The organism is Cryobacterium psychrophilum (assembly GCF_004365915.1).
In the GTDB taxonomy this organism is placed as follows: domain Bacteria; phylum Actinomycetota; class Actinomycetes; order Actinomycetales; family Microbacteriaceae; genus Cryobacterium; species Cryobacterium psychrophilum.
In genome coordinates this window covers 703,559-729,698 of record NZ_SODI01000001.1, presented here as the reverse complement: position 1 = coordinate 729,698, position 26,140 = coordinate 703,559, and the positions used below count along the sequence as shown (strand labels likewise).

Annotated in this window: 29 protein-coding genes; 21 read left to right on the top strand and 8 right to left on the bottom strand. The window is 65.3% G+C overall.

Going from position 1 to position 26,140, the window contains the following annotated elements; all coding sequences use genetic code 11:
- Positions 1-90: 90 nt before the first annotated feature.
- Positions 91-1,704, bottom strand: a complete 1,614-nt coding sequence (locus EDD25_RS03450) for a peptide chain release factor 3 (protein ID WP_134172039.1) — start codon at positions 1,702-1,704, stop codon at positions 91-93.
- A gap of 241 nt (positions 1,705-1,945) precedes the next feature.
- Between EDD25_RS03450 and EDD25_RS03445 the strand changes: the two genes are divergently transcribed.
- Positions 1,946-2,992: an aldo/keto reductase gene (locus tag EDD25_RS03445; RefSeq protein ID WP_134172038.1), complete on the top strand. Its 1,047-nt coding sequence runs from the start codon at positions 1,946-1,948 to the stop codon at positions 2,990-2,992.
- A gap of 34 nt (positions 2,993-3,026) precedes the next feature.
- On the opposite strand, the gene EDD25_RS03440 is transcribed toward EDD25_RS03445, so the two are convergent.
- Positions 3,027-3,617, bottom strand: a complete 591-nt coding sequence (locus EDD25_RS03440; protein WP_134172037.1) for a TetR/AcrR family transcriptional regulator — start codon at positions 3,615-3,617, stop codon at positions 3,027-3,029.
- A gap of 169 nt (positions 3,618-3,786) precedes the next feature.
- Here EDD25_RS03440 and EDD25_RS03435 point away from each other — a divergent pair, with 169 nt between their 5' ends.
- Together EDD25_RS03435 and EDD25_RS03430 are read left to right on the top strand one after the other, a co-directional pair.
- On the top strand, positions 3,787-5,136 hold the full coding sequence (locus EDD25_RS03435) for a M16 family metallopeptidase (protein WP_134172036.1): 1,350 nt from the start codon (positions 3,787-3,789) through the stop codon (positions 5,134-5,136).
- 63 nt (positions 5,137-5,199) lie between these two features.
- Entirely contained in the window at positions 5,200-5,802 is a 603-nt protein-coding gene (locus EDD25_RS03430; protein ID WP_134175101.1) for a histidine phosphatase family protein, read from the top strand.
- A 12-nt stretch (positions 5,803-5,814) separates the two neighbouring features.
- Here EDD25_RS03430 and EDD25_RS03425 read toward each other — a convergent pair whose 3' ends face one another.
- Positions 5,815-6,297, bottom strand: a complete 483-nt coding sequence (locus tag EDD25_RS03425) for a GNAT family N-acetyltransferase (RefSeq protein WP_134172035.1) — start codon at positions 6,295-6,297, stop codon at positions 5,815-5,817.
- 96 nt (positions 6,298-6,393) lie between these two features.
- Between EDD25_RS03425 and dapB the strand changes: the two genes are divergently transcribed.
- Positions 6,394-7,146 carry a 4-hydroxy-tetrahydrodipicolinate reductase gene (gene dapB, locus EDD25_RS03420; RefSeq protein ID WP_134172034.1) on the top strand — a complete coding sequence of 251 codons (753 nt, stop codon included), beginning with the start codon at positions 6,394-6,396 and terminating at the stop codon, positions 7,144-7,146.
- On the top strand, positions 7,143-7,589 hold the full coding sequence (locus tag EDD25_RS03415; protein WP_134172033.1) for a hypothetical protein: 447 nt from the start codon (positions 7,143-7,145) through the stop codon (positions 7,587-7,589). The genes dapB and EDD25_RS03415 overlap by 4 nt, the downstream gene beginning before the upstream one ends.
- An 85-nt stretch (positions 7,590-7,674) precedes the next feature.
- Here the strand turns inward: EDD25_RS03415 and EDD25_RS03410 are convergent, their stop codons facing one another.
- The 4 genes from EDD25_RS03410 to EDD25_RS03395 form a co-directional block, all read right to left on the bottom strand.
- On the bottom strand, positions 7,675-8,565 hold the full coding sequence (locus tag EDD25_RS03410; protein ID WP_134172032.1) for a TIGR01777 family oxidoreductase: 891 nt from the start codon (positions 8,563-8,565) through the stop codon (positions 7,675-7,677).
- A 5-nt stretch (positions 8,566-8,570) separates the two neighbouring features.
- Positions 8,571-9,002: an OsmC family peroxiredoxin gene (locus EDD25_RS03405; protein WP_134172031.1), complete on the bottom strand. Its 432-nt coding sequence runs from the start codon at positions 9,000-9,002 to the stop codon at positions 8,571-8,573.
- An 89-nt stretch (positions 9,003-9,091) separates the two neighbouring features.
- Positions 9,092-9,544, bottom strand: coding sequence for a DUF4395 domain-containing protein (locus EDD25_RS03400; RefSeq protein ID WP_241986361.1), 453 nt, complete (start codon positions 9,542-9,544; stop codon positions 9,092-9,094).
- A complete protein-coding gene (locus tag EDD25_RS03395; RefSeq protein WP_134172029.1) occupies positions 9,537-9,998 on the bottom strand; it encodes a TlpA family protein disulfide reductase in 462 nt (153 codons plus the stop codon). The genes EDD25_RS03400 and EDD25_RS03395 overlap by 8 nt, the downstream gene beginning before the upstream one ends.
- 129 nt (positions 9,999-10,127) lie before the next feature.
- Here EDD25_RS03395 and thyX point away from each other — a divergent pair, with 129 nt between their 5' ends.
- The 15 genes from thyX to dapF all read left to right on the top strand — a co-directional run bounded on the left by thyX (position 10,128) and on the right by dapF (position 23,739).
- The gene (gene thyX / locus EDD25_RS03390; protein ID WP_422386773.1) at positions 10,128-10,838 is read left to right on the top strand and encodes an FAD-dependent thymidylate synthase; all 711 of its coding nucleotides are present in this window, start codon (positions 10,128-10,130) and stop codon (positions 10,836-10,838) included.
- Between the two features lie 17 nt (positions 10,839-10,855).
- Positions 10,856-11,833 carry a 4-hydroxy-tetrahydrodipicolinate synthase gene (gene dapA, locus EDD25_RS03385; RefSeq protein WP_134172028.1) on the top strand — a complete coding sequence of 326 codons (978 nt, stop codon included), beginning with the start codon at positions 10,856-10,858 and terminating at the stop codon, positions 11,831-11,833.
- A 296-nt stretch (positions 11,834-12,129) separates the two neighbouring features.
- The gene (locus EDD25_RS03380) at positions 12,130-12,303 is read left to right on the top strand and encodes a CsbD family protein (protein ID WP_134172027.1); all 174 of its coding nucleotides are present in this window, start codon (positions 12,130-12,132) and stop codon (positions 12,301-12,303) included.
- 41 nt (positions 12,304-12,344) lie between these two features.
- Positions 12,345-12,509 carry a hypothetical protein gene (locus tag EDD25_RS17390; protein WP_166671184.1) on the top strand — a complete coding sequence of 55 codons (165 nt, stop codon included), beginning with the start codon at positions 12,345-12,347 and terminating at the stop codon, positions 12,507-12,509.
- 297 nt (positions 12,510-12,806) lie between these two features.
- Positions 12,807-13,073, top strand: a complete 267-nt coding sequence (locus EDD25_RS03375; protein WP_134172026.1) for a hypothetical protein — start codon at positions 12,807-12,809, stop codon at positions 13,071-13,073.
- Between the two features lie 20 nt (positions 13,074-13,093).
- On the top strand, positions 13,094-16,030 hold the full coding sequence (locus tag EDD25_RS03370) for an FtsK/SpoIIIE family DNA translocase (protein ID WP_134172025.1): 2,937 nt from the start codon (positions 13,094-13,096) through the stop codon (positions 16,028-16,030).
- Between the two features lie 4 nt (positions 16,031-16,034).
- Positions 16,035-16,637, top strand: a complete 603-nt coding sequence (gene pgsA, locus EDD25_RS03365) for a CDP-diacylglycerol--glycerol-3-phosphate 3-phosphatidyltransferase (RefSeq protein ID WP_134172024.1) — start codon at positions 16,035-16,037, stop codon at positions 16,635-16,637.
- Positions 16,630-17,136, top strand: a complete 507-nt coding sequence (locus EDD25_RS03360) for a CinA family protein (protein ID WP_241986362.1) — start codon at positions 16,630-16,632, stop codon at positions 17,134-17,136. Before pgsA ends, EDD25_RS03360 begins: the two co-directional genes overlap by 8 nt.
- Positions 17,137-17,294: 158 nt before the next feature.
- On the top strand, positions 17,295-17,603 hold the full coding sequence (locus EDD25_RS03355; protein ID WP_134172023.1) for a helix-turn-helix domain-containing protein: 309 nt from the start codon (positions 17,295-17,297) through the stop codon (positions 17,601-17,603).
- Between the two features lie 95 nt (positions 17,604-17,698).
- A complete protein-coding gene (locus EDD25_RS03350) occupies positions 17,699-17,923 on the top strand; it encodes a DUF3046 domain-containing protein (RefSeq protein ID WP_134172022.1) in 225 nt (74 codons plus the stop codon).
- A 268-nt stretch (positions 17,924-18,191) separates the two neighbouring features.
- Positions 18,192-19,322, top strand: a complete 1,131-nt coding sequence (gene recA, locus EDD25_RS03345) for a recombinase RecA (protein ID WP_134172021.1) — start codon at positions 18,192-18,194, stop codon at positions 19,320-19,322.
- Between the two features lie 49 nt (positions 19,323-19,371).
- Positions 19,372-20,124: a regulatory protein RecX gene (locus EDD25_RS03340; RefSeq protein WP_134172020.1), complete on the top strand. Its 753-nt coding sequence runs from the start codon at positions 19,372-19,374 to the stop codon at positions 20,122-20,124.
- 62 nt (positions 20,125-20,186) lie between these two features.
- On the top strand, positions 20,187-21,818 hold the full coding sequence (miaB, locus tag EDD25_RS03335) for a tRNA (N6-isopentenyl adenosine(37)-C2)-methylthiotransferase MiaB (protein ID WP_134172019.1): 1,632 nt from the start codon (positions 20,187-20,189) through the stop codon (positions 21,816-21,818).
- Between the two features lie 58 nt (positions 21,819-21,876).
- Entirely contained in the window at positions 21,877-22,848 is a 972-nt protein-coding gene (gene miaA, locus EDD25_RS03330; protein WP_241986365.1) for a tRNA (adenosine(37)-N6)-dimethylallyltransferase MiaA, read from the top strand.
- Between the two features lie 9 nt (positions 22,849-22,857).
- Positions 22,858-23,739, top strand: coding sequence for a diaminopimelate epimerase (gene dapF, locus EDD25_RS03325; RefSeq protein ID WP_134172017.1), 882 nt, complete (start codon positions 22,858-22,860; stop codon positions 23,737-23,739).
- A gap of 23 nt (positions 23,740-23,762) precedes the next feature.
- On the opposite strand, the gene EDD25_RS03320 is transcribed toward dapF, so the two are convergent.
- A complete protein-coding gene (locus EDD25_RS03320; protein ID WP_134172016.1) occupies positions 23,763-24,380 on the bottom strand; it encodes a class I SAM-dependent methyltransferase in 618 nt (205 codons plus the stop codon).
- A gap of 41 nt (positions 24,381-24,421) precedes the next feature.
- Between EDD25_RS03320 and hflX the strand changes: the two genes are divergently transcribed.
- The gene (gene hflX, locus EDD25_RS03315; RefSeq protein WP_134172015.1) at positions 24,422-25,963 is read left to right on the top strand and encodes a GTPase HflX; all 1,542 of its coding nucleotides are present in this window, start codon (positions 24,422-24,424) and stop codon (positions 25,961-25,963) included.
- Positions 25,964-26,140 lie beyond the last annotated feature (177 nt).

Below are 26,140 nucleotides of genomic sequence, written 5' to 3'. Positions count from 1 at the left end.
ACTCGCCACACACAAAGCCGGCCGCACCTCTCGGGGGTGCGGCCGGCTTTGTGTGTTGAGCGCGGGGAGCCTACGCGTCGTGAAGCGCTCCTAGCGGAAGTCCTCGACCGTGGCGTTCGCAATGTCGATGAGCACGAGGTCCGGGTTCTCCCGGTGAATCGCCTGCAGGCGCCACGGAGTGCTGAACAGGGCGAGCAGGGTGTTGTCGGAACGCGTGAACACCTCCACCTGCCGCATGGGTGCCAGCAGCAGGGCGCTGGCCTTGTCTGTGCGCCTGGCCACTTGGTAGGGAAGCGCCTCCATACGAATGTCGGCGTGAAAATCGTGCACCATGCGGTCTTCGACGACCTCGAACTGCATCGGACCGACGGCGCCGAGCACGGGGGCCTGTTCGCCGCGTAACTCTGATCGCATCACCTGGATGACGCCTTCGTGGTCGAGCTGTTCGATGCCGCGCCGGAACTGCTTGTGCTTGCTGCTGTCAACCGGGCGGATGGCGCGAAAATGCTCCGGGGAGAACAGAGGCAGCGGCGGGTACTCCACCGGTTCGTCTTCGAAGATCGAGTCGCCCACGCGCAGTGCTGACGCGTTCACCAGGCCGACAATGTCGCCGGGCCACGCCTGGTCGATCACGGTGCGTTCCCGCCCAAAAAGCTGCTGCGCATACTTCGTGGCAAACGGCCGACCAGTGGCGGCGTGTGTCACAATCATGCCGCGCCGAAACTCGCCGGAGCACACGCGCACGTAAGCGACGTGGTCTCGGTGCGCCGTATTCATACCGGACTGCACCTTGAAGACGAAGCCCGAGAATGCGCTGGCCACGGGCCGGGGAACGCCCTCAATGTCGGGACGGGCCTCGGCCGGGGGCGCAAATTCAACGAGCGTGTCGAGCAGTTGCTGCACGCCGAAGTTTGCCACGGCGGCACAGAACAGGACCGGCGTGGTGTCGCCGGCCAGGAACAGCTCCGAATCGTGGTTTTGGCCCTCCACGTCGAGAAGTTCGGACTCGTCGGTGGCGTTCTCCCACTCCAGTCCCTCCTCGTCCGCCGCTGCGGCCGCGCTCAGGCGGGTCGACACGGCGGCGGTTGCGCCGCCGGGAGTGCGGGTGAAGCGCAGGAAGTCGCCGGAGCGACGATCCATGACGCCGCGCAGGTTGCCGGCCTCGCCCACCGGCCAGTTCAACGGCGTGGGCAGCAGGCCGGTGCGGTTCTGAATCTCGTCCATCAGGGCGAGGGGGGATGCCCCTGGTCGGTCCCACTTATTAATGACGGTGATCACCGGAAGGCCGCGCTGCTTGCACACGGCGAAAAGCTTCATGGTCTGCGGTTCGAGACCCTTGTTGGCGTCAACGAGCATCACGGCTGCATCCACGGCCGACAGCACCCGGAAGGTGTCTTCCGAGAAGTCGGCGTGCCCCGGAGTGTCGACGAGGTTGATGACGGCATCGGCGTACTCGAACTGGATGGCGGCGCTCGTCACGGAGATTCCTCGGGCCTTTTCCATCTCCATCCAGTCGGAGACGGTGCCGCCGCGCCCGGCTTTGCCGTGCACGGCGCCGGCGTGATTGATGGCCCTGGCGTGCAGAAGCAGGGCCTCGGTCAGTGTCGATTTTCCGGCATCGGGGTGCGAAATTACCGCGAAGGTACGGCGGCGCCGGGCTTCGACGGGCACGTTGGGGTTGGATGCGTCAGCGAGTTGGGTCATAAGTGCTTTCCGGCGAATGATTCGGCAGGCCAAAAGTGGGCCCTACATCGGCTTCCGCACGAATTCGCTCTCCGTACCACCCTAACTTGTGACCCTGTGGACTGCTGCCTGCATCGGCACGCGGCGTGAGGGTCAACCCTTCGAAGGTGTCGTCTTGGCGACATTTCGCCTCAAATCATCACCTCATCCCCGCCTCGGGGTGATATCGGGCTATGGTCGCCAGGAGAGTGAGGAGACACTGATGTCCCGACTGGCAGTATTGCGCCCGGCCCACCCAACGGGGGCCCACGCGATCGTCGGATCGCCCCCGCCCCCGCCCGAGCGCGCCGCATCGGGGGAACCTGTCGCGGATCGCGACCTGGGGCGCAGCCCCTGTCGTCGTTCGATCCCCGAGACCACCCTGAGTGTGCATCCGCTCGCCCTCGGCTGCAGCTCATTCGGCTGGTCGGTGGGCGGTGAGGCGAGCCGGCGGATCCTCGACGAGCACGCGGCACTCGGGGGCAACTTCATCGATACGGCCGACAGCTACTCGGCCGGTCGCAGCGAGACCATGATCGGGTCCTGGCTGCGCATGCGCGGGGGACGGGAAACGACCGTCATCGCAACGAAGATCGGGCGCAATCTCGACAATCCCGGCCTCAGCCCGCGCAGCATCATGGGCGCTGTCGACGCCTCGTTGAGACGACTCGGAACCGACTACATTGACCTGCTCTATTTTCACGGGGACGACGTTCATATTCCGCTCGAAGAAAGCCTCGGGGCCATGGCCACGATCATGCAGAGTGGAAAGGTGCGTTACCTCGGGGCGTCGAACTTTTCACCGGAACGCTTGATTGAGGCTCGGGTGCTCGCCGCCAACGGCCTTCCCCGCTTCAGCGCCCTCGAAACGCAGTACAGCCTCGTTCGTCGACGGGACTTCGAGGCGTCGCTCTCGCTCGTGACCCAGGCGCAGGGGATGGCCGTCATGCCGTATTTCCCTCTGGCCCACGGCTTCCTCGCCGGTCGGTACCGCAGCAAGGCGGATATCGGCACCGACACGAGATCCCAGCGCGCCGCGGTGTACCTCAACCGCAAGAACCTGCGCCTGCTCGGGCTGCTCGATCGCATTGCGGCGGAACATGACGTGCCGCCGGCGACGATCGCGCTCGCCTGGTTGCTCGCCCGCCCTGGCGTGCTCGCGCCCGTGGCCGGAGCCAGCCACGCCGACCAGGTAGAGGCCCTCGTCGCGGCTGCGGGTCTTTACCTGGCGCGCAGCGACGTACTTGACCTGGACCATCTGTCCAAATAGGGCTGGCTCTGCTCGGGCGGCCCAGCTCGGCGGGTCAGCCGCCCGCTTCGTTCAGAACGCGCTGCACGGAACGGAGCAGGGCCGTGTGGGCGCCGATTGGATCGCCCAGGTTGGCCCCCGCGAAGGCCCCGTCGCGCGCGAGGACGAAATCGTCGGCCGCGTCGCCGGGGCGCGGGTGCCCCATGCCGCGAAACAAATCTTCCACGGAGGTGCCGTACCAGTCGCGGTGTGCCGTGATGGCCTCTCGAACCGGATGGTTCGGATCAGCGAACTGGGCGGCTGCGTTGATGAAGGGGCAGCCATGAAACCCCGGGCGGGTGACCTGGGTGGAGATCTCGGCCATGATGCCACGGAGGCGTTGCTCAGGCGTGTCGTAGCGTTTGTCGACGGACAGGAAGAATTCCCGGGCGAGACGGTCCCGTCCCTGCAGGTACACCACGATCAGGGCGTCCTTCGAGCGGTAGTACTTATAGAACGTGGCTTTGGTCACCTTGGACTCACTGATGATGCGGTCGACGCCGACCGTATGCACGCCCTCGGCGTAGAAGAGGCGGTCAGCTGTCGCGAGGATACGCACCTTTGCGTGGGTAGCCGGTTTGGCCACCGTGTCTGTCAGCTCAGCCATATGCTCAACTCCTTGAATCTCGGATGCGGTTCTGCTGGTGTTCCGCCGGGAGGCAAGGGGTCGATCGGAACCGCTCTTCCCGACTGTAGCACAGACTAGACAGACTTGTCTGTCGGCATTCGAGGCGCCAAACATAGGCTTTCCGCTGCTGCCGTAAGCTTGATCAAATATGAACGCTGCAGTGAAATTCCCCCTGAACGTACCCGAACTCTCCTTTCGAGCGGCCGGTGATGCGCTGGTTCGGCGCACTGTTCTCCCGAGCGGAGTGCGAATCCTCAGCGAGCAGGTTCCCGGCAGCCGCAGCCTCACCGTCGGCTACTGGGTTGCCGTGGGTTCTCGGGATGAGCTCCCCGGCCACTTCGGGTCCACGCACTTTCTCGAGCATTTGCTGTTCAAGGGAACGCCCACCCGAACAGCCTTCGACATCGCCATTTCCTTCGACGAGGTCGGTGGCGAGCACAACGCCATGACCGCCAAGGAATATACCTGCTACTACGCCAAGGTCCAGGACCGCGACCTGTCGATGGCTGTCGAGGTGCTCACCGACATGCTCACCTCATCCACCCTCGACGCGATCGAGTTTGAAACGGAGCGGGGCGTCATTCTCGAAGAACTCGCGATGGCCGATGATGACCCGGCCGACGTGGCCAGCGAGCGTTTCTTTGAGGCCGTGCTCGGCGGGCATCCACTCGGCCGCCCGATCGGAGGCAGCGCGCAGACCATCCGCGGAGCGACCCGCACCGGCGTGAACGAGCATTACCAGGCCAACTACCGGCCCCAGGACCTCGTCGTCACCGTTGCCGGCGCCGTCGACCACGACGCGCTCGTCGCTGGCGTGGTGCGTGCCCTCGAACTCGCGGGCTGGGACCTGAGTGTTCCGGCCGCTCCCGTGGTTCGCCGGGTCGATCATCCCGCCACCATCACCCAGGGAAAATCCGTCACGATCGTGCACCGGCCCCTGGAGCAGGCGAACCTGCTGATCGGTATGCCCGGCATTCTGGCAACGGATGATCGCCGGGTCACGATGAGCGTGCTCAACTCCATCTTCGGGGGCGGCATGTCATCCCGGCTCTTCCAGGAAGTGCGCGAGAAGCGCGGCCTGGCCTACTCGGTGTATTCCTTCGCGCCCGGCTATTCCGACGCTGGCCTGTTCGGCATGTATGCCGGATGCTCACCGGCCAAGGCCGGCCAGGTCGCCGAACTCCTACTGAGTGAGCTGCACCGCCTCGCCGAGCACGGTGTGACCGACGAGGAGATGCGCCGCGCCGCCGGGCAGCTCTCGGGGGCATCCGCTCTCGCCCTTGAGGACTCGGACACCCGGATGTCCCGGTTGGGACGGTCGGAGATCACTCTGGGGGAATTCGCCGACCTCGACGAGGCGCTTCGTCGCCTCGCCCTGGTCACGAAGGACGACGTGCAGGAGCTTGCCGCCGAACTCGCGCGCGGGCCGGTCTCCATCGTGGCGGTCGGCGCACTCTCCGATGACACGTTCGCCTCGATCATTCCAGTCGGCGCCTAACCACGTCCCCACGCCGTACCTCGCCTGACCCTGGGTGACCGCACACAATGGAAAGGGTCGATGATGCCCCAATACCTCTACCTGGTTCGCCACGGCGAACAGATGGACGCCGAGCACGGAATGCAGGACGGCCCGCTCTCACCGAGGGGAAAAAGGCAGGCCCAGCTCATCGCCGAGCGGCTCGGCGGAGTGCCGTTCACGGGAGCCTGGCATTCGCCGTTGCAGCGGGCCGAGGAGACGGCAGCCATCATCGCCGAACGCTTGCCGTCCCTCACCTCCCAGCCCTCACCGCTGTTGATGGATTGCATTCCGTCGGGCCGGGCGCCGGAAACCCCGTCGGCCTATGACCCGTTCTTCGGTTCGGTTACCGAGGAGGACATTGACGCCGGTCGTGCCCAGATGGAGGACGCCGTTGCCGAATTCCTGCAGCCGCGCCGCACAGACCGCCACGACCTGCTCATCACGCACAATTTCGTGATCGCGTGGTTTGTACGTGAGGTGCTCGGCGCGCCGGACTGGCGCTGGGTCGGCATCAACCAGGCACACTGCGGGCTCACCGTGCTGCAGCAGAAGCCGGGCCGTCCCTGGACCCTCGTGACGCACAACGACCTCGGTCACCTCCCCGTCGAGCTGCGCACGGGCCTGCCGGAGACCCTCATGTTCTAGGTCAGTGATGTTCTAGGTCAGCGGCAGTGTCTTGCGATACCAGTTCGTGGCATTGGGGTTGTCGTTGTACGGCGCAATGCCCACGTATCCGGAACGCTGGTACAGCGCCGCCGCAGACTCGAGGCTCGCGTTCGTGTCGAGCACGACCTCGGTGGCGCCGAACCCTGCCGCGCGGCGCTCGAGTTCGGTGAGCAGCAGGCGCCCCCACCCGCGTCCCCGGGTGCGCGGCTGTAGCCACAGGTGCTTCACCTCGTACCGCAGGGTGCCGTCCGGGGTATCGCCGAGGCGACGGATGCCGCCGCACCCGATGGCATCGTCGGCGTCGATCAGCAACACGAACACGCCGGCGGGCGGCACGAACTGCTCCGGGGTGGGGAACGTCGGCCGGTATTTTCCCTGCTCGACCGGAAAGGACAGATCCCGGTCGCCGAAGTACTCGGTGAGCAGGGCGGTGGCGCGTGGGTCGGACACCGGGACATCCGTGAATAGGGGCATGGCTCAAGGCTATTGCCACCGGCCCCGCCCTCCCTGGAGCACGCGGGGCCGTGCCCGCAGTGGGCGACCCCGTTCGCGGCTTGATAGATTGGTTATATGACAACGAGGGTGGCCGTAATCGGCGCAACGGGCAAGATGGGCCGCCTGGTTTGCGGGCTCATTGAGCGGACCGAGGGTTATGAGCTGGTGGCTCAGTTGAACTCGCAGAGTTCGCTCGACGAGATGATTGGCGCGGACATCGCGTTCGATCTCACCAGGCCCGGAGTGAGCCAGAGCGTGGTCGACTTCGCTCTCGACCACGGCCTGCACGTACTCGTGGGCACGTCGGGCTGGTCGCAGGACCGTATCGGATCCCTCGCGCATCGCCTCGCCGATCGGGACGACGTCGGCGTTATCATCATCCCCAACTTTTCCATCGGCTCCGTGCTCGCCACCGCTTTTTCGGCACTCGCCGCGAGCTTCTACGACTCGATCGAGATCGTGGAGGCTCATCAGGCCGGCAAGGTCGACTCGCCGTCCGGAACGGCCGTACGCACGGCCGAACTCATCGGTGCGGCTCGTGCCGGCCGAGGGCCGGTGTCTGCACCGCACACAGATCAGCGAGCTCGCGGCCAGCAGGTGTCAAACGTGCCCGTGCACAGCCTGCGACTCGAAGGCCTGCTGGCCAGGCAGGATGTCTTCCTCGGCGGCACGGGGGAGACGCTGACCATCAGTCACAACACGCTGTCCACGGATGCCTACATCCAAGGAATCCTGCTCGCGCTGGCCGCCACGCGCGAGGCTCGCGGCGTGACCGTGGGGCTTGAGCAGATCGTCGACCTGGGGCTCAGCCCCGGAGCCGCCGCATGAAGGGCCGCATCGCCGTCGTCCTGATGTCGCTCCTGCTCGTGCTCTACCTCGTGCTCATGGGGTGGCGCGCGGTGCTGTTCATGCAGAGCGGCGAACCGGTGGGGATCATGATCGGCGTGTCGCTGCTCGTGCTCCCGATCATCGGCTTCTGGGCACTGGTCAAGGAGATCACGTTCGGCATACGTTCCGAGCGGTTGGTGCACCTGCTCGAGGAACAGGGCGGCCTGCCGGTCGATAACCTGCCGCGCCGCGCGAGCGGACGCCCGATCCGCGCCGCGGCGGACGCTGACTTCCCCCAGTACAAGGCAGAAGCGGATGCCGAACCCGACAACTGGCGTGTCTGGTTGCGCCTCGGGCTCGCCTACGATGCCTCCGGGGACCGCCGTCGTGCCCGCGGCGCCATTCGCACGGCCATCGCCCTGGAGCGCGCGCCCCAGCCCTGAATCGCCGCCGCGCCCGGTTTCGGTGGCCGCTACGCCGGTTACCGTAGCAGCCACCGATTTCGGGGGCGGTGGTGCCAAACGGGGCCTATGGTTGCCGCAGCATCCAGTCCAGGGCGCTGCCAGCCGTCTCATGCATGAATCGAAAACCGTCCTCCTGCAAGAGCGTCGAGCTCACGTTCTGGTCCGCGAGCAGCAGCTGCCGCGCGGCATCCTGCAGCAGCAGCGTCAGCATCTTCTCCGGCACGGGAATCTTGAACGGTCGGTGCAGGTCTCGTGCGAGCAACCCCATGATGTCGTTCGCCGTCGCGGGGGTGGGCCCGACAATGTTGACAGGCCCGCTGAGCGTCGACGTGAGCAGATGCACGATCGCGGCGGCCTCATCGTGCAGGCTCACCCACGGCCAATGCTGCGTTCCCGCCCCCAGCGGCCCCGAGAGGCCCAGCCGGGTGATCGGCAGAAGCGGCTTGAGCGCGCCGCCCTTGGCGAGAACGAGTCCGGTGCGCAGCATCACGACCCGGGTTGAGTCCGGCGCGAGAGCAGCCTCGCGCTCCCAGGCCGTGACGACCTCCGCGAGAAAATCGGTCCCCGGCGCAGACGCCTCATCAACGGTTTCGCCGGCGCGGTCCCCGTAGATGCCAACGGCAGAGCCGTTGAGCAGCACACTGGGAGCAGTGTGAGCGCGCCGCAACGCATCCACGAGCGTGTGCGTCGCCTGCACGCGGGAGTGGAGAATCTCCTTGCGGTAGCCGGGAGTCCACGGTAGGCGGGCCAATGACGCCCCCGACAGGTTGACGACGGCATCGACGCCGTCGAGGGCTGCCGGGTCGAGGGACAGTGCGGCGGGATCCCAACGGAATTCGTTGGGACGGATTGCTTCCCTGCGCACGAGGCGCCGAACATCATGGCCGGCGACGCCCAGCTGAAGCGACAGTTCACTGCCGATCAGCCCGGACGCCCCGGCGATCAGAACCCGCATCAGGGCTAAGCCAGTTCGGCTTCAATCGTGATCGGAATGCCCGACAGCGCCTTCGAAATGGGGCAGTTGACCTTGGCGTCCTGGGCGAAAGCCTGAAATTCTTCTTCGGTCAGGCCGGGGATCTTCGCGCTCACGAGCAGGTGGCTGCCGAGTACACCCTTGCCGGCGCCGAAGGTGACGGCCGCGGTGGTCTGGATGCTCGTGGGCGTGTGCCCGGCGGTAGCCAGTGCGTTGGCGAGAGCCATGGAAAAGCACGAGGCGTGGGCCGCTCCGAGCAGTTCTTCGGGGTTCGTGGTGTTGGCGACGCCCTCGGCGCGAGCCTTCCAATTCACCGAGAATTCGGCGGTAGAGGAGGAGTCGAGCGTGACGGTGCCGCTGCCGGCGGCAAGTGTGCCGGTCCAAACGGTGGTTGCTTCACTGGTGAGCGTCGTGGCCATTGTGTTACCTCCATAAGGTGGAATTCCACCCTATCCGTCGAGGTGCCCCGCGCCGCAAGTCCCGTCTGGGAAAATGCTGGGAGCGGGGTCTACGCCCGGATCACCCGGGCCCGCACCAGGAGCAGGTAAACCTGGCACCCCAGGCAGTAGTCAAACACCGCGTTGAGGAAGGCGGCCACGAAAGCCACCGCGGCAGCCGCCCCCACGGCCTCCGGTATGCCGACCACACCGAGCACGACACCGACGAGCGTCACGGCGAGGCCGACGGCCTGCGCAAACGTGGGCGGTGCCTGGTCCTCCAACTCCAGGGGCGGAGCCAGTCGCGGCCGCACGAAGCGTTTGAACAGCAGCCCGTAGGGGTGGCGTCCGGCGCCGGCAATCGCACCCCACGCGAACAGGCCGGCGAGCACCGTCAGGAGCACGAGCGCCGAGGCGGATGCCCCCACGAGCGAGAGAAAGACCGTCACGAGCAGGAGGGCCGCGGTGATCGCCGCGCTGAAGCGCGGGCCGCGCGGGTCGATGGGGGGTCGCGGCTTAGACAAAGGCAGCGCTTCTGGTCGGGGACTCGCGCTGCAGGGCCGCGAGCTCGTCGAGCTGTCGGGTGATATCGGCCGCGTTGGGGACGCCGCCCACCCTGGCGTGCACGCGCCCGTTGGCGTCGAGGATCAGCGTGGTCGGGGTCTGCGAGATCGAGAAACGGCTCGCGATATCGGCGCGATCCGACACATCAACATCGAGGTGCACGACCCCCGTGCGCGCGTCGGCCACTCTGGCCAGCAGGCGACCGGTTCCGGGGCAGCGGGAGCACCACTGGGTGGAGAACTGCACGAGTGTGGCGTGTTTCCCGAATACGACCTCGGTCGCGACATCCGCTGGGGTGATCACATCGCCGCGCACCTGGGAAACACGGCCCTGGCGTGAGCGCCAGAGGAGGCCGAGCACGGTCGCCGCGCCCACGAGGCCCAGCACAACCGCAGCGGCGGAAAGAGAATTCATGACATCAACGTTACGCGGGAACTCACGCAGGCCTTGATTGTGACGACAGATTACGGCCGGGACCTCCCGCCATCGGGGCGAACGGACGATACAATTTCATCCGTGCCTGATATCGAGTTCCGTTCCGAGATGACCGTCGAGCTGGTGCGCTCTAGCGCACACGACTCCGACGTGTTGTTCGCTGCCCGTGTGTCCACCCTGGGGGAACAGACCCTCGAGACCAGTCAGCTTGACGGCGCGGAGACCGAGGCCGACGAGAAACGCAGCAGCGGACTCATCAACTACCTCATGCGCGACCGGCACGGTTCGCCCTTCGAGCACAACTCGATGACGTTCTACGTGCGCGCACCGATCTTTGTCTTTCGGGAGTTCATGCGCCACCGCATCGCCTCCTACAACGAAGAATCGGCCCGCTACCGCGAGCTGAACCCGGTCTTCTACGTGCCCTCCGAAGAGCGCAACCTCGTGCAGGTGGGCAAGCCCGGCGCCTACGACTTCCTGCCGGGTACAGCCGAACAGACGGCCCTGGTCCAGCAGCAGACGCGTGCCGCCGCCGTGCATTCCTACGAGGCCTACCAGCGGATGCTCGAAGCCGGCGTGGCCCGTGAGGTCGCGCGGATCGTTCTTCCGGTCAACATCTACTCGTCCATGTATGTCACGCTCAACGCGCGATCGCTCATGAACTTCCTGAGCCTGCGCACCAAGCGTGAGGGTTCGGTGTTTCCCTCCTTTCCGCAGCGCGAGATCGAAATGTGCGCTGAGCAGATGGAGAATCACTTCGCCGAGCTCATGCCGCTCACCTATGCGGCCTTCAACAAGAACGGCCGCGTTGCCCCATAGGCGCTAGCCTGTATCGTGTGAGCTCTTCTACGAATCCCTTTGGCCAGGTGCTAGTCGCACTGGTCACACCATTCACGTTCGACGGCGAAGTGGACTGGGCCGGCGTGGAGAAGCACATCGATGATGTGATCAACGCCGGCGCCGACGGCATCGTCGTCACCGGTACCACGGGTGAAACCAGCACCCTCACCGACCCGGAGAAGATCCGCCTGGTCGAGGTGGGCAAGTCCGTTGCGGGCGGCCGCGCGAAGATCATAACGGGTGGTGGCTCAAACGAGACCGCGCACGCCATGCAGCTTGCACGGCAGAGCGAGAAGGCCGGCGCCGACGGCAACATGATCGTCACGCCCTACTACAACAAGCCAACACAGGCCGGAATCCTCACCCACTTCCGCATGATCGCGGATGCCACCGACCTGCCGGTTATCCTTTATGACATCCCGGGTCGCACGGGTGTGCCCATCGACTATGAGACGATTCTCCGCGCGGCCAAGCACCCCAATATCCTCGCCGTCAAAGACGCCAAGGGTGATTTCGCCCAGGTGAGCCGCGTGCTGAACCAAACGGACCTGATGTACTTCTCCGGCGACGACGTCAACGTTTTGCCGCACCTCTCCATCGGCGCCACCGGGCTCATCGGTGTCACCGCAAACATCACCGCCACGCCGTACCGGGCCATGGTGGATGCGGTCAACGCCGGCGATCTCGCGACCGCCACCACGGCGCACATGCAGCTCGAGCCGCTGGTTCGTGCCATCATGACCCACGTGCCGGGGACCGTTGCCGTCAAGTACATCCTGCACGGCCTGCGCCGCATCGGCAGCCCGCGCGTGCGTCTTCCCCTGGTTGGGCCTGAGGAGTCCGAAGCCGCGCAGATCGAAGCCGAACTCGACCTGGTGAAGAACATCCCCGGGGTCGACTTCAGCAATTTCCGTCCCGATCGCAACGCTGCGGCCGGCGGGTCGCTGCCCAAAGTCGCCGGCACGACGCGGTAGCCGCCACGCCGCGAGAAGGGTCCGGGTTCTGGCAGATCTCCGATCAGGCGGACCTCCCGCGTGGCACGCTTCGGGTATCCCGCTCGGCCGCGCGGGGATCGACCTGTTGATGATCGACGCCGCGGAGCGAGCTCGTCACGACGAGTTCGATTCTGCCGATGCCACGCGCCAGGAATGGGCGCGCAGATCCCTTGATGGATGCCTCAGACGGGGGTAGTGTCCTGGCAGAAAGGGGCAGCTCGTCCGTTTCTTCATGCTCGATATTCCGTGAACCGACAGTGAAAGGAAATGGCAACGTGGCGGATAGTGAAAAGGCCAAGAATGCGGCCGAGGACGTCGGCGGCAAGATCAAAGAAGGTGCGGGCAAGCTCACGGGGGATCAGTCGCTGGAGGCCGAAGGAAAGAAGGATCAGGTTAAGTCTGATCTCAAGCAGGCCGGCGCAAAAGTGAAAGATGCTTTTCGGAAGTAGCGACTGACCGGAATTTCCGGTGGAACAGGAAAGGACAAGCAATGAATACCTTGTTGATCATCGTTGGGGTGATTGCCGTGATTCTCCTCTTGACAGGCGGATTCGTGCAGTCGCTGAACTTCCTACTCTGGGTCGGGGTGGTGCTCCTCGTTGTCGCGGTTATCCTCTTTCTGGTTCGCATGCTGACCGGCAACAGAAGCGCGTAACGGCGCACACGGGCCCGCCCCTCGAGGGGCGGGCCCGTTCGAGCCTGGCGGGCGAATTGTTGGCGGCGCTCGACGATCTGATGGAGCGCATCGGCGCTCGTCGGATCCTCCTCGTCAACGTCGTCGTGCACGCCGCTCACCGTGATGATGGTCGCCTCCAGTCGCGTGGTCATGAGGTCGATGGTATCGGTCCCGTTGACGGCACCATGCGCAAATTCCGCGGCGGCTCGATCCGACCGTGGCCGCCACACCCGGCACGTGTTGGCCGGCTGAGGTTGTCCGTCTTGGGAGGCGTCGGTGAAAATCACACGCACATGGATCGTTCCGATCGTACGACTGGCGCTCATTGCGCTGATTGCGGTGGCGGTGGAGGCGGCGATTCTCGGTCTGGTCTGCGCCACGGTGGTCGGTGCGCTAGCCGGGCTCGTGCCCGCGCTCGGGGCGGGGCGGGGCGGTGCGGGTCAAGGTGATCGATGCCATCCGCTACTAGGGCCGCCACGAGCGGCACCGCTGCTGGCGGGCAACCACAAGGGCGTTGGGCGTGGGATCACCCGGATCGGGTGAGGCGGCGGTACCGTTGAACCATGGCAACGAGCACGAAGTCGACCGGTCGAACCCGTAGCGCCCCTGCGCGGGGTGCTCCGGCGCGGAGCCCTGCCAAAAAGGCGACCACGGCCAAGACCGTGAAATTCACCGAAACCGAGGTTAAGCCGAGCGCCGGCGCCCGACTGTGGATGGGCCTGGCGCACATCACCGGCGGTGCCGCGCGCGCTCTCGGCCCCGAGCAGCTCTCGAAGGAGGAGCGCCGCGACGGCCTGCCCTTCTTCCTCGTGCTCCTGGCGATTGCCGGTGCCGTGGTGGAGTGGTTCCTGATCAACAACACCGTGGCGCAGAACCTCGACGCGTGGACCTTCGGTGGCATCTTCGGCAGGGTTGCCTTCGCGCTGCCCGTCATCATGCTCATCTTCGCTGTGTGGCTCTTCCGCAAGCCGAGCTCGGTGCATGACAACGGCCGCATCGGCATTGGCCTCACCCTGCTTCTCGTCGCGGTCTCCGGTATCTGCCATATCTTCGGCGGCCAGCCGCAACCCAGCGAGGGCATGAACGTTCTCGCCCTGTCCGGCGGCGTAATCGGCTGGATGATTGCGGCCCCGCTCATCCTGCTCACCACGTCGGTCGGCGCGTCAATCGTAGTGATCCTGCTGCTCATCCTGAGCCTGTTCATCATCACCAAGACCCCGCCGAACCGCATCCCCGCCCGCTCCCGTGAGCTCTACGCCTGGCTCTTTGGCGCCCCCCTGCCCGACGAAGTCGAGCGCGCGGCGAGCAAGAGCACCCGCACCGACAAGTCAGACAAGTCAGACAAGTCAGACAAGTCAGACAAGTCAGACAAGTCAGACAAGACCAGCAAGGTCGACAAGACCGAGCAGGTCGAACTTGAAGGCGTCGACGGCGCCACCGCAGCCCTGCCGTGGTGGCGACGCAACACCAGCCAACGCGAAGAAGACCCCGACTTCAACGGCGGGCTGAGTGCGGAGAAGGCTCCGGCCGACGACGGCGGTCACGCCGCCGACCCGCTCGGCGTCCTACTCGGAGGCGACGCTTCACGGGGCGGCTTCGACACCCCCCTTGAAGGCTCCACGGATGCCGCGGCACCGGGCGATCACTATGGCACGGAGGTGCTCGAAGACCTGCGTCGTGCCGAGCTGGCCGTCAAACGGCTCACGGGTGAGGTCGACCTGTCCCCTTCTGGATCCACCGGCTTGCAGTCTGACGACCCGACCGGCCTCACCGAGGTGATTCCCGCGTTCAATGCCGCGCGGCCCACGGAGGGTGAGTCGGGCCAGTCCGATGAATCGTCAGAGTCGCTGCGACCGAGCGAGCCGGAGTCTGACCTGCCCTACGTCGTGCCGGCGGCATCCACCCTCACCGCCGGCCCGCCGGCCAAGGCACGGTCCGCCGCCAACGATGTGATCGTCAAGTCGATCACCGAGGTTCTACGCCAGTTCGGCGTCGATGCCAAGGTGACCGGATTCTCCCGCGGCCCTACCGTGACCCAGTACGAGATCGAGCTCGGCCCCGGCGTGAAGGTGGAGCGGGTGACAGCGCTCAGCAAGAACCTCTCCTACGCGGTCGCATCGAACGAAGTGCGCATTCTGTCGCCGATTCCCGGCAAGAGCGCCATTGGCATTGAAATTCCCAACACCGACCGCGAGATCGTGACGCTCGGCGATGTGCTGCGCTCCTCCGTGGCCACCAGTAGCACCCACCCCATGACGATCGGCGTCGGCAAAGACGTGGGTGGCGGCTTCGTGCTCGCCAACCTCGCCAAGATGCCCCACCTTCTCGTGGCCGGTTCGACCGGATCCGGTAAGTCAAGCTTCGTCAACTCCATGATCACGAGCCTGCTCATGCGCTCCAAGCCGAGCGACGTGCGCATGGTGCTCATCGACCCCAAGCGCGTGGAACTCGCCGCGTACGCCGGCGTGCCGCACCTCATCACACCCATCATCACGAGCCCCAAGAAGGCGGCCGAAGCGCTGCAATGGGTCGTGAAAGAGATGGATATGCGCTACGACGACCTCGCGAGCTTCGGCTTTCGGCACATCGACGACTTCAACAAGGCCGTCATCGGCGGGGAGATCGTGCTGCCCGTCGGGAGCGAGCGCAAGCTCAAGGCCTACCCGTACCTGCTCGTGGTCGTCGACGAGCTCGCCGACCTCATGATGGTCGCGCCGCGAGACGTCGAAGACTCGATCGTGCGCATCACCCAGCTCGCCCGCGCATCCGGAATTCACCTCGTGCTGGCCACCCAGCGTCCGAGCGTCGACGTGGTCACCGGACTGATCAAGGCGAACGTGCCCTCGCGCCTCGCCTTCGCCGTGACGAGCGTCACGGACTCACGGGTCATTCTCGACCAGCCGGGTGCCGACAAGCTCATCGGCCAGGGTGACGCGCTCTTCCTGCCGATGGGAGCGTCGAAGGCGATCCGCGTTCAGGGCGCGTGGGTCACCGAGGATGAGATCGAGAAGGTGGTCAAGCACGTCACCAATCAGGCACGACCCGACTACCGGCCCGACGTGGCGATGGTGCAGCCGCGCAAGGAGATCGACTCAGACATCGGCGACGACCTCGAGGTGTTGTTGGCCGCGGCCGAGCTCGTGGTCTCGACCCAGTTCGGTTCTACGTCGATGTTGCAGCGTAAGCTCCGGGTCGGGTTTGCCAAGGCCGGCCGGCTCATGGACCTGCTCGAATCCCGTGATATTGTCGGCCCCTCCGAGGGCTCGAAGGCCCGTGACGTGCTCGTCTCGGCCGAGCAGATCCCCAGCGTTCTGGCCAGGCTCCGTGGTTCGGATGCCGAACATCACGCGGCGCAGGCGGCGCAGGCTGCGAAGCCGAACAACGAGCTTCCCGACTCGCGGTATTCCGACGACCCGGTGCAGAAAATGTCGCAGGGGTATCCTGAGGTTGAGGTCAGCTCTGAAAACGAGGATGCCTGGAACCTTACGGACAGGGACTGAACGCATGGCGACACCGCACGATCCGCTCGTACGGCCCAGCAATTGGAACGTACCGAACGCCATTACCGTCGTGCGCATTCTGCTGGCACCCCTGTTCATCTGGATGCTGCTGGCGGACGGTGACGCGGACGGCGCACTGCGCTGGGCGGCCGCCGCGCTGTTCATCATCGCGATAGCAACCGACGGCATCGACGGGGCGATTGCGCGCAGGCACAACCTCGTGACCGACCTCGGAAAGCTTCTCGACCCGATCGCCGACAAGATCCTCACCGGCGGTGCCTTCGTCTGCCTGTCGATCATCGGCGAGTTGCCATGGTGGGTCACCATCGTCATCCTGGTGCGTGAGATCGGGATCACGGTCTTCCGCTTTGTCATGCTGCGCGATCGGGTGATCCCCGCTTCCCGTGGGGGCAAGCTCAAGACCATCGCACAATCCGTGGCTCTCTCTCTCGCCCTGCTCCCGCTCTGGCTGCTGTTCGGCGACGAGGTCATGCACTGGGTCAATACGGTGGCCATGTCGATCGCTCTCGTGCTCACCGTGTACTCGGGAGTCGACTACCTCCTCGCCGCGCGACGCCGGGACTCAACGAAGCCCGCGAGTGCCTGAGCGCGTGGATGCGACCGCCGATCTGATCGCAGAGCTCACCGCCGCGCACCTCAGTATCGCCGTCGCCGAGTCGCTGACCGGGGGACTGCTCGTGGCCGAACTCGTGCGCGTTCCCGGGGCATCCGTTGTCGTTAACGGGGGAATCGTGGCGTACAACACCGAACTCAAACGCACTCTGCTCGGCGTGGATTCGAGTGTGCTCAACGTGCACGGACCGGTGCACGCCGACGTGGCGAAGCTCATGGCTATTGGGGCGCGCACGGCCCTCGCGGTGAATGGTGATCGAGCGTCGATTGGCGTCTCGACCACAGGCGTCGCCGGACCGGGACCCCAGGGCGGCCACGAGGCGGGAACGGTTTTCATCGGACTCTGCAAGGGAACCGGGTCGTGGGCTGTACCACTGCAGCTGACCGGGACCCGCGACGAGATTCGAGCCGAGACGGTGACTCGTGCGATCGAGGCTGTGCGTGACCTGTTAGCCCGGGATACTGTGGAATAGATGATGTTACGTCCGGGTTACATTGAGCACATTAACAATAAAAGATCAGTCACCCTCGATAGTCTCGTGTTGTCAGATCCGCTAAGCGGCGTAACATGTCCGATGCACCACCACACGGTTCTATCCACTAGGTTGACAGGCAAAAGAAGGAGGTTCCGATGATTCTTGTACGTCAGGAAATCGGCGATGTGCTCAGGGACTTCCGCCTGCAAAAAGGTAGAACTCTGCGGCAGGTCGCGAGTAAAGCAAGTGTCGCCCTCGGTTACCTCAGTGAGGTAGAGCGCGGGCAGAAAGAGGCATCTTCTGAGATCCTCGCGTCCGTCGCGGACGCACTCGACACACCCATCTCGGTCATCATGCGTGAGGTCGGCGATCGTCTGGCCGTCATCGAAGGGATCGAAGCGTTCCCCGACACCGTTCCCGACGACTTCGGGGCCGCCTACGACCCCGGGCTCCTGGTGCGGTAATCACCTCGTTCCCCATCGAAGATTTACCATCGACGAATGCAGTGCGCACAGAACCCCGCGCACTGCATTTTTCGTGCCCCAGCGAGGAGTGACCAGTGCGATTGAGTGAATTTCGCCGCGCCGTCGCCGACGAATTCGGCCAGGCCTACGGAAATGTCCTCACCCGCGACCTGGTTCTCGGGCCGCTGAGCGGGAGAACAGCGGATGCCGCCCTCGAGGCGGGTGTACCCGCTCGCGACGTGTGGCTCGCGTTGTGCGCCGAAACAGACGTTCCTGCGGGCCGCCGACATGGTGCCGGCCTTCCCGCCGCCCGCCACTGACCGCCCTGGAATTTCGACACGTCCGTAAATGTACGCGAACAATGCTCGAAGAAGTGTTCGGTAATTGCTAGACTCCTCCACAGCGCGGATTGTTCGATTCTGTCCACCGTGCGCGACCCCTCAGGCGCAATGTCGGAGGGGCGGCGTACAGTCACACACGTCAGCAATACGCAGCAATTGCCTTGTCGACAGCAAGCGTCGGGGTCTTCCCGATGCCTGCCACGACAGCCTATAGGCGCCGAAACGCACGACCGAAGGAGATCACATCATGGCATCAGCAGCAGATCGCGAAAAGTCGCTCGAGACTGCCCTCGCCCAAATCGACCGCCAGTTCGGCAAGGGTTCCGTTATGCGTTTGGGCAGCGACGAACGCGCGCCCGTCGAGACCATCTCCACCGGTTCGATTGCGCTTGATGTCGCCCTCGGCGTTGGCGGGCTGCCGCGCGGCCGCATCGTCGAGATCTATGGGCCGGAGTCCTCCGGTAAAACCACCCTCACGCTGCACGCCATCGCGAACGCACAGAAGAATGGTGGCATCGCCGCCTTCATCGACGCTGAGCACGCCCTCGACCCGGAATACGCGAAGAAGCTCGGCGTCGATATCGACGCACTTCTGGTATCCCAGCCGGACACCGGCGAGCAGGCCCTCGAGATCGCCGACATGCTCGTGCGAAGCGGGTCCATCGATCTCATCGTCGTCGACTCCGTGGCCGCGCTCGTTCCCCGGGCCGAGATCGAGGGAGAAATGGGTGACTCCCACGTGGGCCTGCAAGCTCGCCTCATGTCCCAGGCCCTCCGAAAGCTCACGGGTGGACTCAGCCAGACAAACACGACCATGATCTTCATCAACCAGCTGCGCGAGAAGATCGGGGTGTTCTTCGGCAGCCCCGAAACCACCTCCGGTGGAAAGGCACTCAAGTTCTACGCCTCCGTTCGCCTCGACATTCGCCGCATTGAGACTCTCAAGGACGGAACCGACGCCATCGGTAACCGCACCAGGGTCAAGGTCGTGAAGAACAAGATGGCGCCGCCCTTCAAGCAGGCCGAGTTCGACATCATGTACGGCATCGGCATCTCCCGCGAAGGAAGCCTCATCGACTTCGGTGTCGACCAGGGCATCGTCAAGAAGTCCGGCGCGTGGTACACCTACGACGGCGATCAGCTCGGCCAGGGAAAAGAGAATTCACGCAACTTCCTGCTGCGCAATCCCGATATGGCCAACGAGATCGAGCGCAAGATTCTCAACAAGCTCGGAGTCGGCGCAGAGGGCATCGCCTTCAAGGCGGCCGAGAAGGTCGCCCTCGAAGCAGCGGAGGCCATTGAAAAGGCCAAGGCGGCTGAGGCCGGAATCGTGGCCCCGCCCGTGGCGGTCAAGGCCGGCGGACGCAAGTCCGCGTAGCTGACGCGTTCACCTCCACCGAACACACGACGAAAGATAGGTCACGGGAATGGTTCACTTCGAACCCGCCGATGAGGCAACGACACCGAGCAACGATGCGGTGGCGCCCGTGACCTATCTGCCGGGGGCCGGGCCCGGAATGAAACGCCGTTCACCCCTGGAATCCCGCGACCCGAGCGCTGCGCCGCGTAAGAAAACCGGGTTCGAGAAGGCGCCGCCACCGCCCGTGGCTATCGGGCGCGCACTCGACGAAACGACCGAGCCGGACGAAACGACCGAGCCGGACGAGCTCGTCGCGGAACCAGACGCTGCCGAGCTGCGGGAGCGAGCGGAGTCCGTGCTCCTGCAGCGCCTCCGGGCACGTTCCCTGTCGCTCGTGGAGGCCTACGCCGTGCTCACCGACCTTGATCTCGATGGTGGTGAGGCGCACGACCTGGTCGAGCGGTTGGTCGAATTGGGGTACCTCGACGACGTGAAACTCGCCGATCAGATCATCCACACCCACCACGAGCGCAAGGGACTCGGGCGCGCCGGTGTCGAGACCGAAATGCGTCGCCGCAAACTTGACGCCGGCATCATGCTCGACAAGCTCGAAGAGCTGCCGGACGACGAGCAGGAGCGCGCGAACGAGGAAGCCATCAAGCGCATTCAGCAGCTCAGCCGCTTCGACGACCAGACAATTGACCGTCGGCTCAATGCCTTCCTCATGCGAAAAGGCTACAACTTTGCCGTGGTGCGGGAGGCCGTGAAGGCAGCGCTAGCCTCGCGGGGTGGCAGCTCCTCCGGTGTGCGATTCCGCTGATTGGTGCCGTCCTGGAGGGCTCTGGCCGAGTTCACACAATGCTCGCGTAAACTGGACCCACTATGAGTAGCATCGCCCCCGCCCCTGAAGCCACCCGCCGAACCGTGATCACCCCGTCGGCGGCAGCGGTCGATGCCGAGGGCCGGGCGCGCACCTACGAGGTACGCACGTTCGGCTGCCAGATGAACGTGCACGACTCGGAACGGCTGAGCGGCTCCCTCGAGGCAGCCGGGTATGTCTCCGCCAACGGCGAAGAGGCCGACGTCGTCGTGATCAACACCTGCGCAGTGCGCGAAAACGCCGACAACAAGCTGTACGGAAACCTCGGCTACCTCGCCTCGGTGAAGCGACGCCACTCCGGCATGCAGATCGCCGTCGGCGGATGCCTCGCCCAGAAAGACAAGACCACCATTCTCGACAAGGCCCCCTGGGTGGATGTCGTGTTCGGCACACACAACATGGGATCGCTTCCCAGTCTGCTTGAGCGGTCCCGCCACAACGGCGAGGCTCAGCTGGAGATCCTGGAATCCCTCGAGACGTTCCCGTCGACGCTTCCCACCAAACGAGACTCCAGCTACAGCGGTTGGGTGTCCATCTCCGTCGGCTGCAACAACACCTGCACGTTCTGCATCGTGCCGGCACTCCGGGGCAAGGAGAAAGACCGCCGCCCCGGCGAGATCCTCGCGGAGATTCAGGCACTCGTCGATGACGGTGCCATCGAGGTCACCCTGCTGGGTCAGAACGTCAACTCCTACGGTGTCGAGTTCGGCGACCGTCTCGCCTTCGGCAAGCTCCTGCGCGCGGCCGGCAAGATCGAGGGATTGGAACGCATCCGTTTCACCAGCCCGCACCCGGCAGCGTTCACCGATGATGTCATCGACGCTATGGCCGACACTCCCGCCGTGATGCCGCAGCTGCACATGCCGCTGCAGTCCGGATCGGACCGCGTGCTCAAGGCCATGCGTCGCTCCTACCGCTCCACGAAGTTTCTGGGCATCCTGGAACGCGTGCGTGCGCAGATGCCGAACGCGGCCATCAGCACCGATATCATCGTGGGGTTCCCCGGCGAAACCGAAGAAGACTTCCAGGAGACACTCCGAGTGGTCGAGGAGGCCCGGTTCGCCACGGCTTTCACCTTCCAATACTCCATTCGCCCCGGCACACCGGCCGCCACCATGCCCGACCAGGTACCGAAAGCGGTCGTGCAGGAGCGCTACGAGCGGTTGGCTGAGCTTCAGAACCGCATCGCATGGGAAGAGAACAAGGCGCTGATCGGCACGCGAGTCGAGTTGCTCGTCGCCAATGGCGAGGGCCGCAAAGACGCAGACACCCACCGGATGAGCGGCCGCGCGCCCGACAGCCGCCTCGTGCACTTTGATGTTCCGGCCGGGTCGGCACGCCCTCGCCCCGGCGACATGGTGACCGTCGTCATCACGGAGGCCGCACCCTTCCACCTCATCGCGGATTCGAGCGACCAGGCGCCGCTGCTCATCCGCGCCACCCGGGCCGGCGAGGCGTGGGACCGAGGCGAGGCCGAGTCCTGTGGGGTTCCTGCGCATGCTCCGGCATCGTCCGGCGCCGTGTGGCTGCCCGCGCTGCGGGTCCGCGACGCGAGCACCGACGCAACAGCGCCGGGGCTGCCAAGCGGGGCCTCGACCGTTCCGATCTACGATGTCAATGACGGGCAGCGCTAGAGCGGTGCTCGACTCTCGTCACGAGTTCGGTGCGGCTCAGGAAGTCGGCGCCGACCGGCTGCACGTTGCCGGCCAGGATGCGCATCCGCTGATCGTGATCGTCGGATCCACCGGAACCGGCAAATCGGCGCTGTCCCTTGACGTCGCCGAAAACCTCGCCTCCCGCGGCCAACCGTGCGAGATCGTCAACGCCGATGCGATGCAGCTCTATCGGGGTATGGACGTGGGAACCGCGAAGCTTCCGGTGGCTGAGCGGCGCGGCATTCCACACCGAATGCTCGATACCCTCGAGGTCACCGACGAAGCCACGGTGTCCAACTACCAGCGCGACGCCCGCGAGGTCATTTCCGACATCCTGGAGCGGGGAGCAACGCCCATCCTCGTCGGCGGTTCCGGGCTCTACGTGTCCTCCGTCGTGTACGACTTTCGTTTTCCCGGCACCGACCCCGCGCTGCGCGCCCGGCTGGAGGCCGAACTCACGGCAACCGGCCCTGGCAGCATGTACGCGCGCCTCAAGGCCGTTGACCCCGAAGCCGCGGCGCGCATCGGCTCCAGCAACGGACGACGCCTTGTGCGAGCCCTCGAAGTCGTCGAGCTCACCGGTGCACCGCACATCGCCGTGCTCCCCGCTGACCCCGTCTATTGGCGCCCGACCGTCACTCTGGGCCTTCGGGTGCCGCGGGAAGACCTCACACCCCGGCTCGACGCCCGGGTTGAAGGCATGTGGGCCGACGGGATCGTGGCGGAGGCTGAGGGCTTGCTCGCCGTCGGCCTCGAGCGGGGGATTACGGCGAGCCGGGCCATCGGCTACGCGCAGGCCCTCGGCGAGCTGCACGGCACGTTGACCCGCGCTGAGGCGATTGAGAGCACCCAACAGCTCACCCGGCGCTACGCTCGCCGGCAGGTGAGCTGGTTCAAGCGCTACCCCACGTTGTGGATCGACGCCGATGCGCCCGATCGCCTCGAGCAGGCGCTCGTGCACATTCGCCGCGGCGCCCCCGACCCCGTCCCCACCGTGCCAGTCGCCTAAACTGGGCGCATGGGCACTAATCTGAACTTCACCAAGGGTCACGGCACCGGCAACGACTTCGTTCTGTTTGCGGACCCGGACGGACACATGGAGCTCAGCACCGAACAGATCCGCGCCGTGTGTGACCGCAAGTTCGGCGTCGGCGGCGACGGAATCATTCGGGCCGTTCGGTCCGCGAACATCGCCGCGGGCGCCGCCGCCCTCGCCGAGGACAACCACGCCGAGTGGTTCATGGACTATTGGAATGCCGACGGCTCCGTCAGCGAGATGTGCGGCAACGGCATCCGCGTGTACACGCGCTTCCTGCTCGACAACGGGCTCGCCACCCTTGCGGTGGGCGACACGCTCGCTATCGGAACACGAGCGGGCGTGCGTGACGTTCAGCGCAACGCCACCGGCTATCAGGTTGATCTTGGACGCTGGCGTCTCGACGGCGGTGAGCCGCTCGTGCGCGTGAAAAACCTGTCGATCGCCCGCCCGGGCCTCGGCATCAACCTGGGCAACCCGCACGTGGTCGTCGCCCTCGCCGACGATGAAGAGCTCGAATCCGCCGACCTCACGTTCATTCCCCAGCTCGAGCCCGAAGCGGCCGACGGCGCCAATGTGGAGCTCGTTGTCCCGCATGAGCCCCTCGTGGTCAACGGCGTCGGACGGATCCGGATGCGCGTGCACGAGCGCGGAAGCGGGGAGACCCTGTCGTGCGGCACGGGCGCCGCAGCGGCGGCTCTGGCCACCCGGCACTGGGCAGGCCCAGGGGCACCGAACCAGTGGCGCGTCGAGGTGCCGGGCGGCGTGCTCGGCGTACGAATGTTCCCGACCGAAGACGGTGAACACGTCTCCCTCTCCGGCCCCGCCGACCTGGTGTTCGACGGGGTCCTCGCCCTCGGCTAGCCTTCGACCGTGCCGCCGACCTGTCAGATGGTCGACGCGCGGTCGACGCGCATCACCCGGAAGCCCTTGCTGATCGATTCCCGGGACACCGTGCACTCATCGCTCAGTTCGGCCTCGAGCCAGCGCTGCAGCGAGTCCGAACCGAGATTGCGCTGCACGACGAGCCAGGCATCCGAACCGGGTTCGAGGCGCGGCAGCCAGGTCTGCATGAGTTTGTGCAGTTCGTCCTTGCCCACTCGAATGGGCGGGTTCGACCAGATGGTGCGAAAACGGATGTCCTCAGGTACGTCGCCGGGAAGGACCGCGCGAATATTCGTGAGGCCGAGGCGCTCCGCATTCATGCGCACGAGTGCCAGGGCTCGTTCGTTGACGTCAACGGCCCAGATGGTCGCCTCGGGGGAGACGAGCGCGAGGTGGAGGGAGATCGGGCCCCAGCCGCACCCCAGGTCCAGGAAATCGCCCGCGAGCGGTGGCGCCGGGGCGTACTTGATCAGTACCTCGGTACCGGTATCAATATGCCCAGGGCTGAAGACGTTGTTGGCTGTGGTCACCTCGTGCGTGGCGCCGTTGAGCTCGACCTCAATGGTGCGCGTTCGCAATTCCGTGCCGGGTGCGGGGGAGAAGTAGTGGTCGGACGACATAAATGGAACCTATCCGAGTTCATTGAACTAGAGTTAAAGGAATGATTGATTCAATCGTGCCCCATGATGATGACGATGTAGTAGCCCGGGTGCTTGCGAGCACCGAAAGTCGTGCTGCCGGCTATTCGCTTTTTACCAGCGGGTCAGCGCAGGCGTTGCAGGCCGAACCGGCCTCCACCGTGAAACACAGCAACGACTTCGACGGTGAGCAGACCCAGCGTGAGGACCGGAACGCGCTCCGGCGCGTCGGCGGTCTCTCCACCGAGCTTCAAGACGTCACCGAGGTCGAATACCGGCAGCTTCGCCTCGAAAACGTCGTGCTCGTGGGGGTGTACTCCCACGGCACGGTCGCGGACGCCGAGAATTCCATGCGCGAACTTGCGGCCCTTGCCGAGACGGCCGGCGCCACGGTGCTGGACGGCCTGCTGCAGCGCCGCGCCACACCCGATCCCAGCACGTACCTGGGTAAGGGCAAGGCGGAGGAAGTCGCGAACATCGTCAAGGCGATGGGTGCCGACACCGTGATCGCCGACACCGAGCTGGCCCCGAGCCAGCGACGCGCCCTCGAAGACGTGGTGAAGGTCAAGGTCATCGACCGCACCGCCGTCATCCTTGACATCTTCAGCCAGCACGCCACGAGCCGGGAGGGCAAGGCCCAGGTCGAGCTCGCCCAGTTGGCGTACCTGCTTCCGCGCCTGCGTGGTTGGGGTGACTCCATGTCCCGCCAGGCGGGTGGCCAGGTCGGTGGTGCGGGAGCCGGCATGGGGTCGCGCGGACCCGGTGAGACGAAAATCGAACTCGATCGCCGTCGCATCCACACCCGAATGTCTCGCCTGCGCAAGCAGATGATCGAGATGAAGCCGGCGCGGATTGCGAAGCGGGCCAACCGCAAGCGCAACGCCGTTCCCTCCGTCGCCATTGTGGGTTACACGAACGCGGGCAAGTCGAGCCTGCTCAACCGCATCACCCGCGCCGGTGTGCTCGTGGAGAACTCCCTGTTCGCGACCCTCGACGCCACCGTGCGCAAGTCCACGACCGAGGACGGGCGCCTGTATACGCTCACCGACACGGTCGGTTTCGTGCGCAACCTGCCGCACCAGCTGGTCGAGGCCTTCCGCTCGACGCTCGAGGAGGTCGCGGACGCCGACGTCATCGTGCACGTCGTCGATGGGTCACACCCCGACCCGGTGAGCCAACTGTCCACCGTGCGCGACGTCATCTCCGAGGTTGGCGCCCGGGACATTCCCGAGCTCGTGGTCTTCAACAAGAGCGACCTCATCAGCGAAGACGATCGCCTCGTGTTGCGTGGCCTTGAGCCACACGCCACGTTCGTCTCCGCGCGAAGCGGCGAGGGCATTGACACCGTGCTCGCCGCCATCTCAGAGCTGCTGCCCACGCCACAGATCGAACTCCACCTGCTCGTCCCCTACGAACGCGGTGACCTCATCGCGCTGCTGCACGACGAGGGACGGGTCGTCTCGACCGAGTATGTGGAAGCGGGCACGCTCATCACGGCGTTCGTCACGTCGGAGATCGCGCCGCACTTCACCCCATTCGTGCAGCAGCCCGCCGTCACCGACTGACCCCAGCCGCGGCGTCGAAAGCCGCCAGCCCGCCGACACTCGTCGACGGCTGGCGGCTTTTTTGCGCGCGCGGTCCGCACTCTGAGCACACTCGAGTCACGCGGCGTCACACTCCGACGTGCCGGTTGGGAGTGTTGTAGATTTCTACACAATCGTTGCCCGGGGATTTTCTCCCGC

What these genes read in the sequence shown, in the direction of transcription:
- EDD25_RS03410 (WP_134172032.1), bottom strand. Translation starts at nt 8,565, where the DNA reads ATGCGGGTTCTGATCGCCGGGGCGTCCGGGCTGATCGGCAGTGAACTG.
- dapF (WP_134172017.1), top strand. Translation starts at nt 22,858, where the DNA reads ATGGGCACTAATCTGAACTTCACCAAGGGTCACGGCACCGGCAACGAC.
- recA (WP_134172021.1), top strand. Translation starts at nt 18,192, where the DNA reads ATGGCATCAGCAGCAGATCGCGAAAAGTCGCTCGAGACTGCCCTCGCC.
- dapB (WP_134172034.1), top strand. Translation starts at nt 6,394, where the DNA reads ATGACAACGAGGGTGGCCGTAATCGGCGCAACGGGCAAGATGGGCCGC.
- EDD25_RS03425 (WP_134172035.1), bottom strand. Translation starts at nt 6,297, where the DNA reads ATGCCCCTATTCACGGATGTCCCGGTGTCCGACCCACGCGCCACCGCC.
- EDD25_RS03405 (WP_134172031.1), bottom strand. Translation starts at nt 9,002, where the DNA reads ATGGCCACGACGCTCACCAGTGAAGCAACCACCGTTTGGACCGGCACA.
- pgsA (WP_134172024.1), top strand. Translation starts at nt 16,035, where the DNA reads ATGGCGACACCGCACGATCCGCTCGTACGGCCCAGCAATTGGAACGTA.
- EDD25_RS03445 (WP_134172038.1), top strand. Translation starts at nt 1,946, where the DNA reads ATGTCCCGACTGGCAGTATTGCGCCCGGCCCACCCAACGGGGGCCCAC.
- EDD25_RS03435 (WP_134172036.1), top strand. Translation starts at nt 3,787, where the DNA reads ATGAACGCTGCAGTGAAATTCCCCCTGAACGTACCCGAACTCTCCTTT.
- EDD25_RS03415 (WP_134172033.1), top strand. Translation starts at nt 7,143, where the DNA reads ATGAAGGGCCGCATCGCCGTCGTCCTGATGTCGCTCCTGCTCGTGCTC.
- miaB (WP_134172019.1), top strand. Translation starts at nt 20,187, where the DNA reads ATGAGTAGCATCGCCCCCGCCCCTGAAGCCACCCGCCGAACCGTGATC.
- EDD25_RS03395 (WP_134172029.1), bottom strand. Translation starts at nt 9,998, where the DNA reads ATGAATTCTCTTTCCGCCGCTGCGGTTGTGCTGGGCCTCGTGGGCGCG.
- hflX (WP_134172015.1), top strand. Translation starts at nt 24,422, where the DNA reads ATGATTGATTCAATCGTGCCCCATGATGATGACGATGTAGTAGCCCGG.
- EDD25_RS03430 (WP_134175101.1), top strand. Translation starts at nt 5,200, where the DNA reads ATGCCCCAATACCTCTACCTGGTTCGCCACGGCGAACAGATGGACGCC.
- EDD25_RS03355 (WP_134172023.1), top strand. Translation starts at nt 17,295, where the DNA reads ATGATTCTTGTACGTCAGGAAATCGGCGATGTGCTCAGGGACTTCCGC.
- EDD25_RS17390 (WP_166671184.1), top strand. Translation starts at nt 12,345, where the DNA reads ATGAATACCTTGTTGATCATCGTTGGGGTGATTGCCGTGATTCTCCTC.
- thyX (WP_422386773.1), top strand. Translation starts at nt 10,128, where the DNA reads ATGACCGTCGAGCTGGTGCGCTCTAGCGCACACGACTCCGACGTGTTG.
- EDD25_RS03440 (WP_134172037.1), bottom strand. Translation starts at nt 3,617, where the DNA reads ATGGCTGAGCTGACAGACACGGTGGCCAAACCGGCTACCCACGCAAAG.
- EDD25_RS03370 (WP_134172025.1), top strand. Translation starts at nt 13,094, where the DNA reads ATGGCAACGAGCACGAAGTCGACCGGTCGAACCCGTAGCGCCCCTGCG.
- EDD25_RS03340 (WP_134172020.1), top strand. Translation starts at nt 19,372, where the DNA reads ATGGTTCACTTCGAACCCGCCGATGAGGCAACGACACCGAGCAACGAT.
- EDD25_RS03450 (WP_134172039.1), bottom strand. Translation starts at nt 1,704, where the DNA reads ATGACCCAACTCGCTGACGCATCCAACCCCAACGTGCCCGTCGAAGCC.
- EDD25_RS03320 (WP_134172016.1), bottom strand. Translation starts at nt 24,380, where the DNA reads ATGTCGTCCGACCACTACTTCTCCCCCGCACCCGGCACGGAATTGCGA.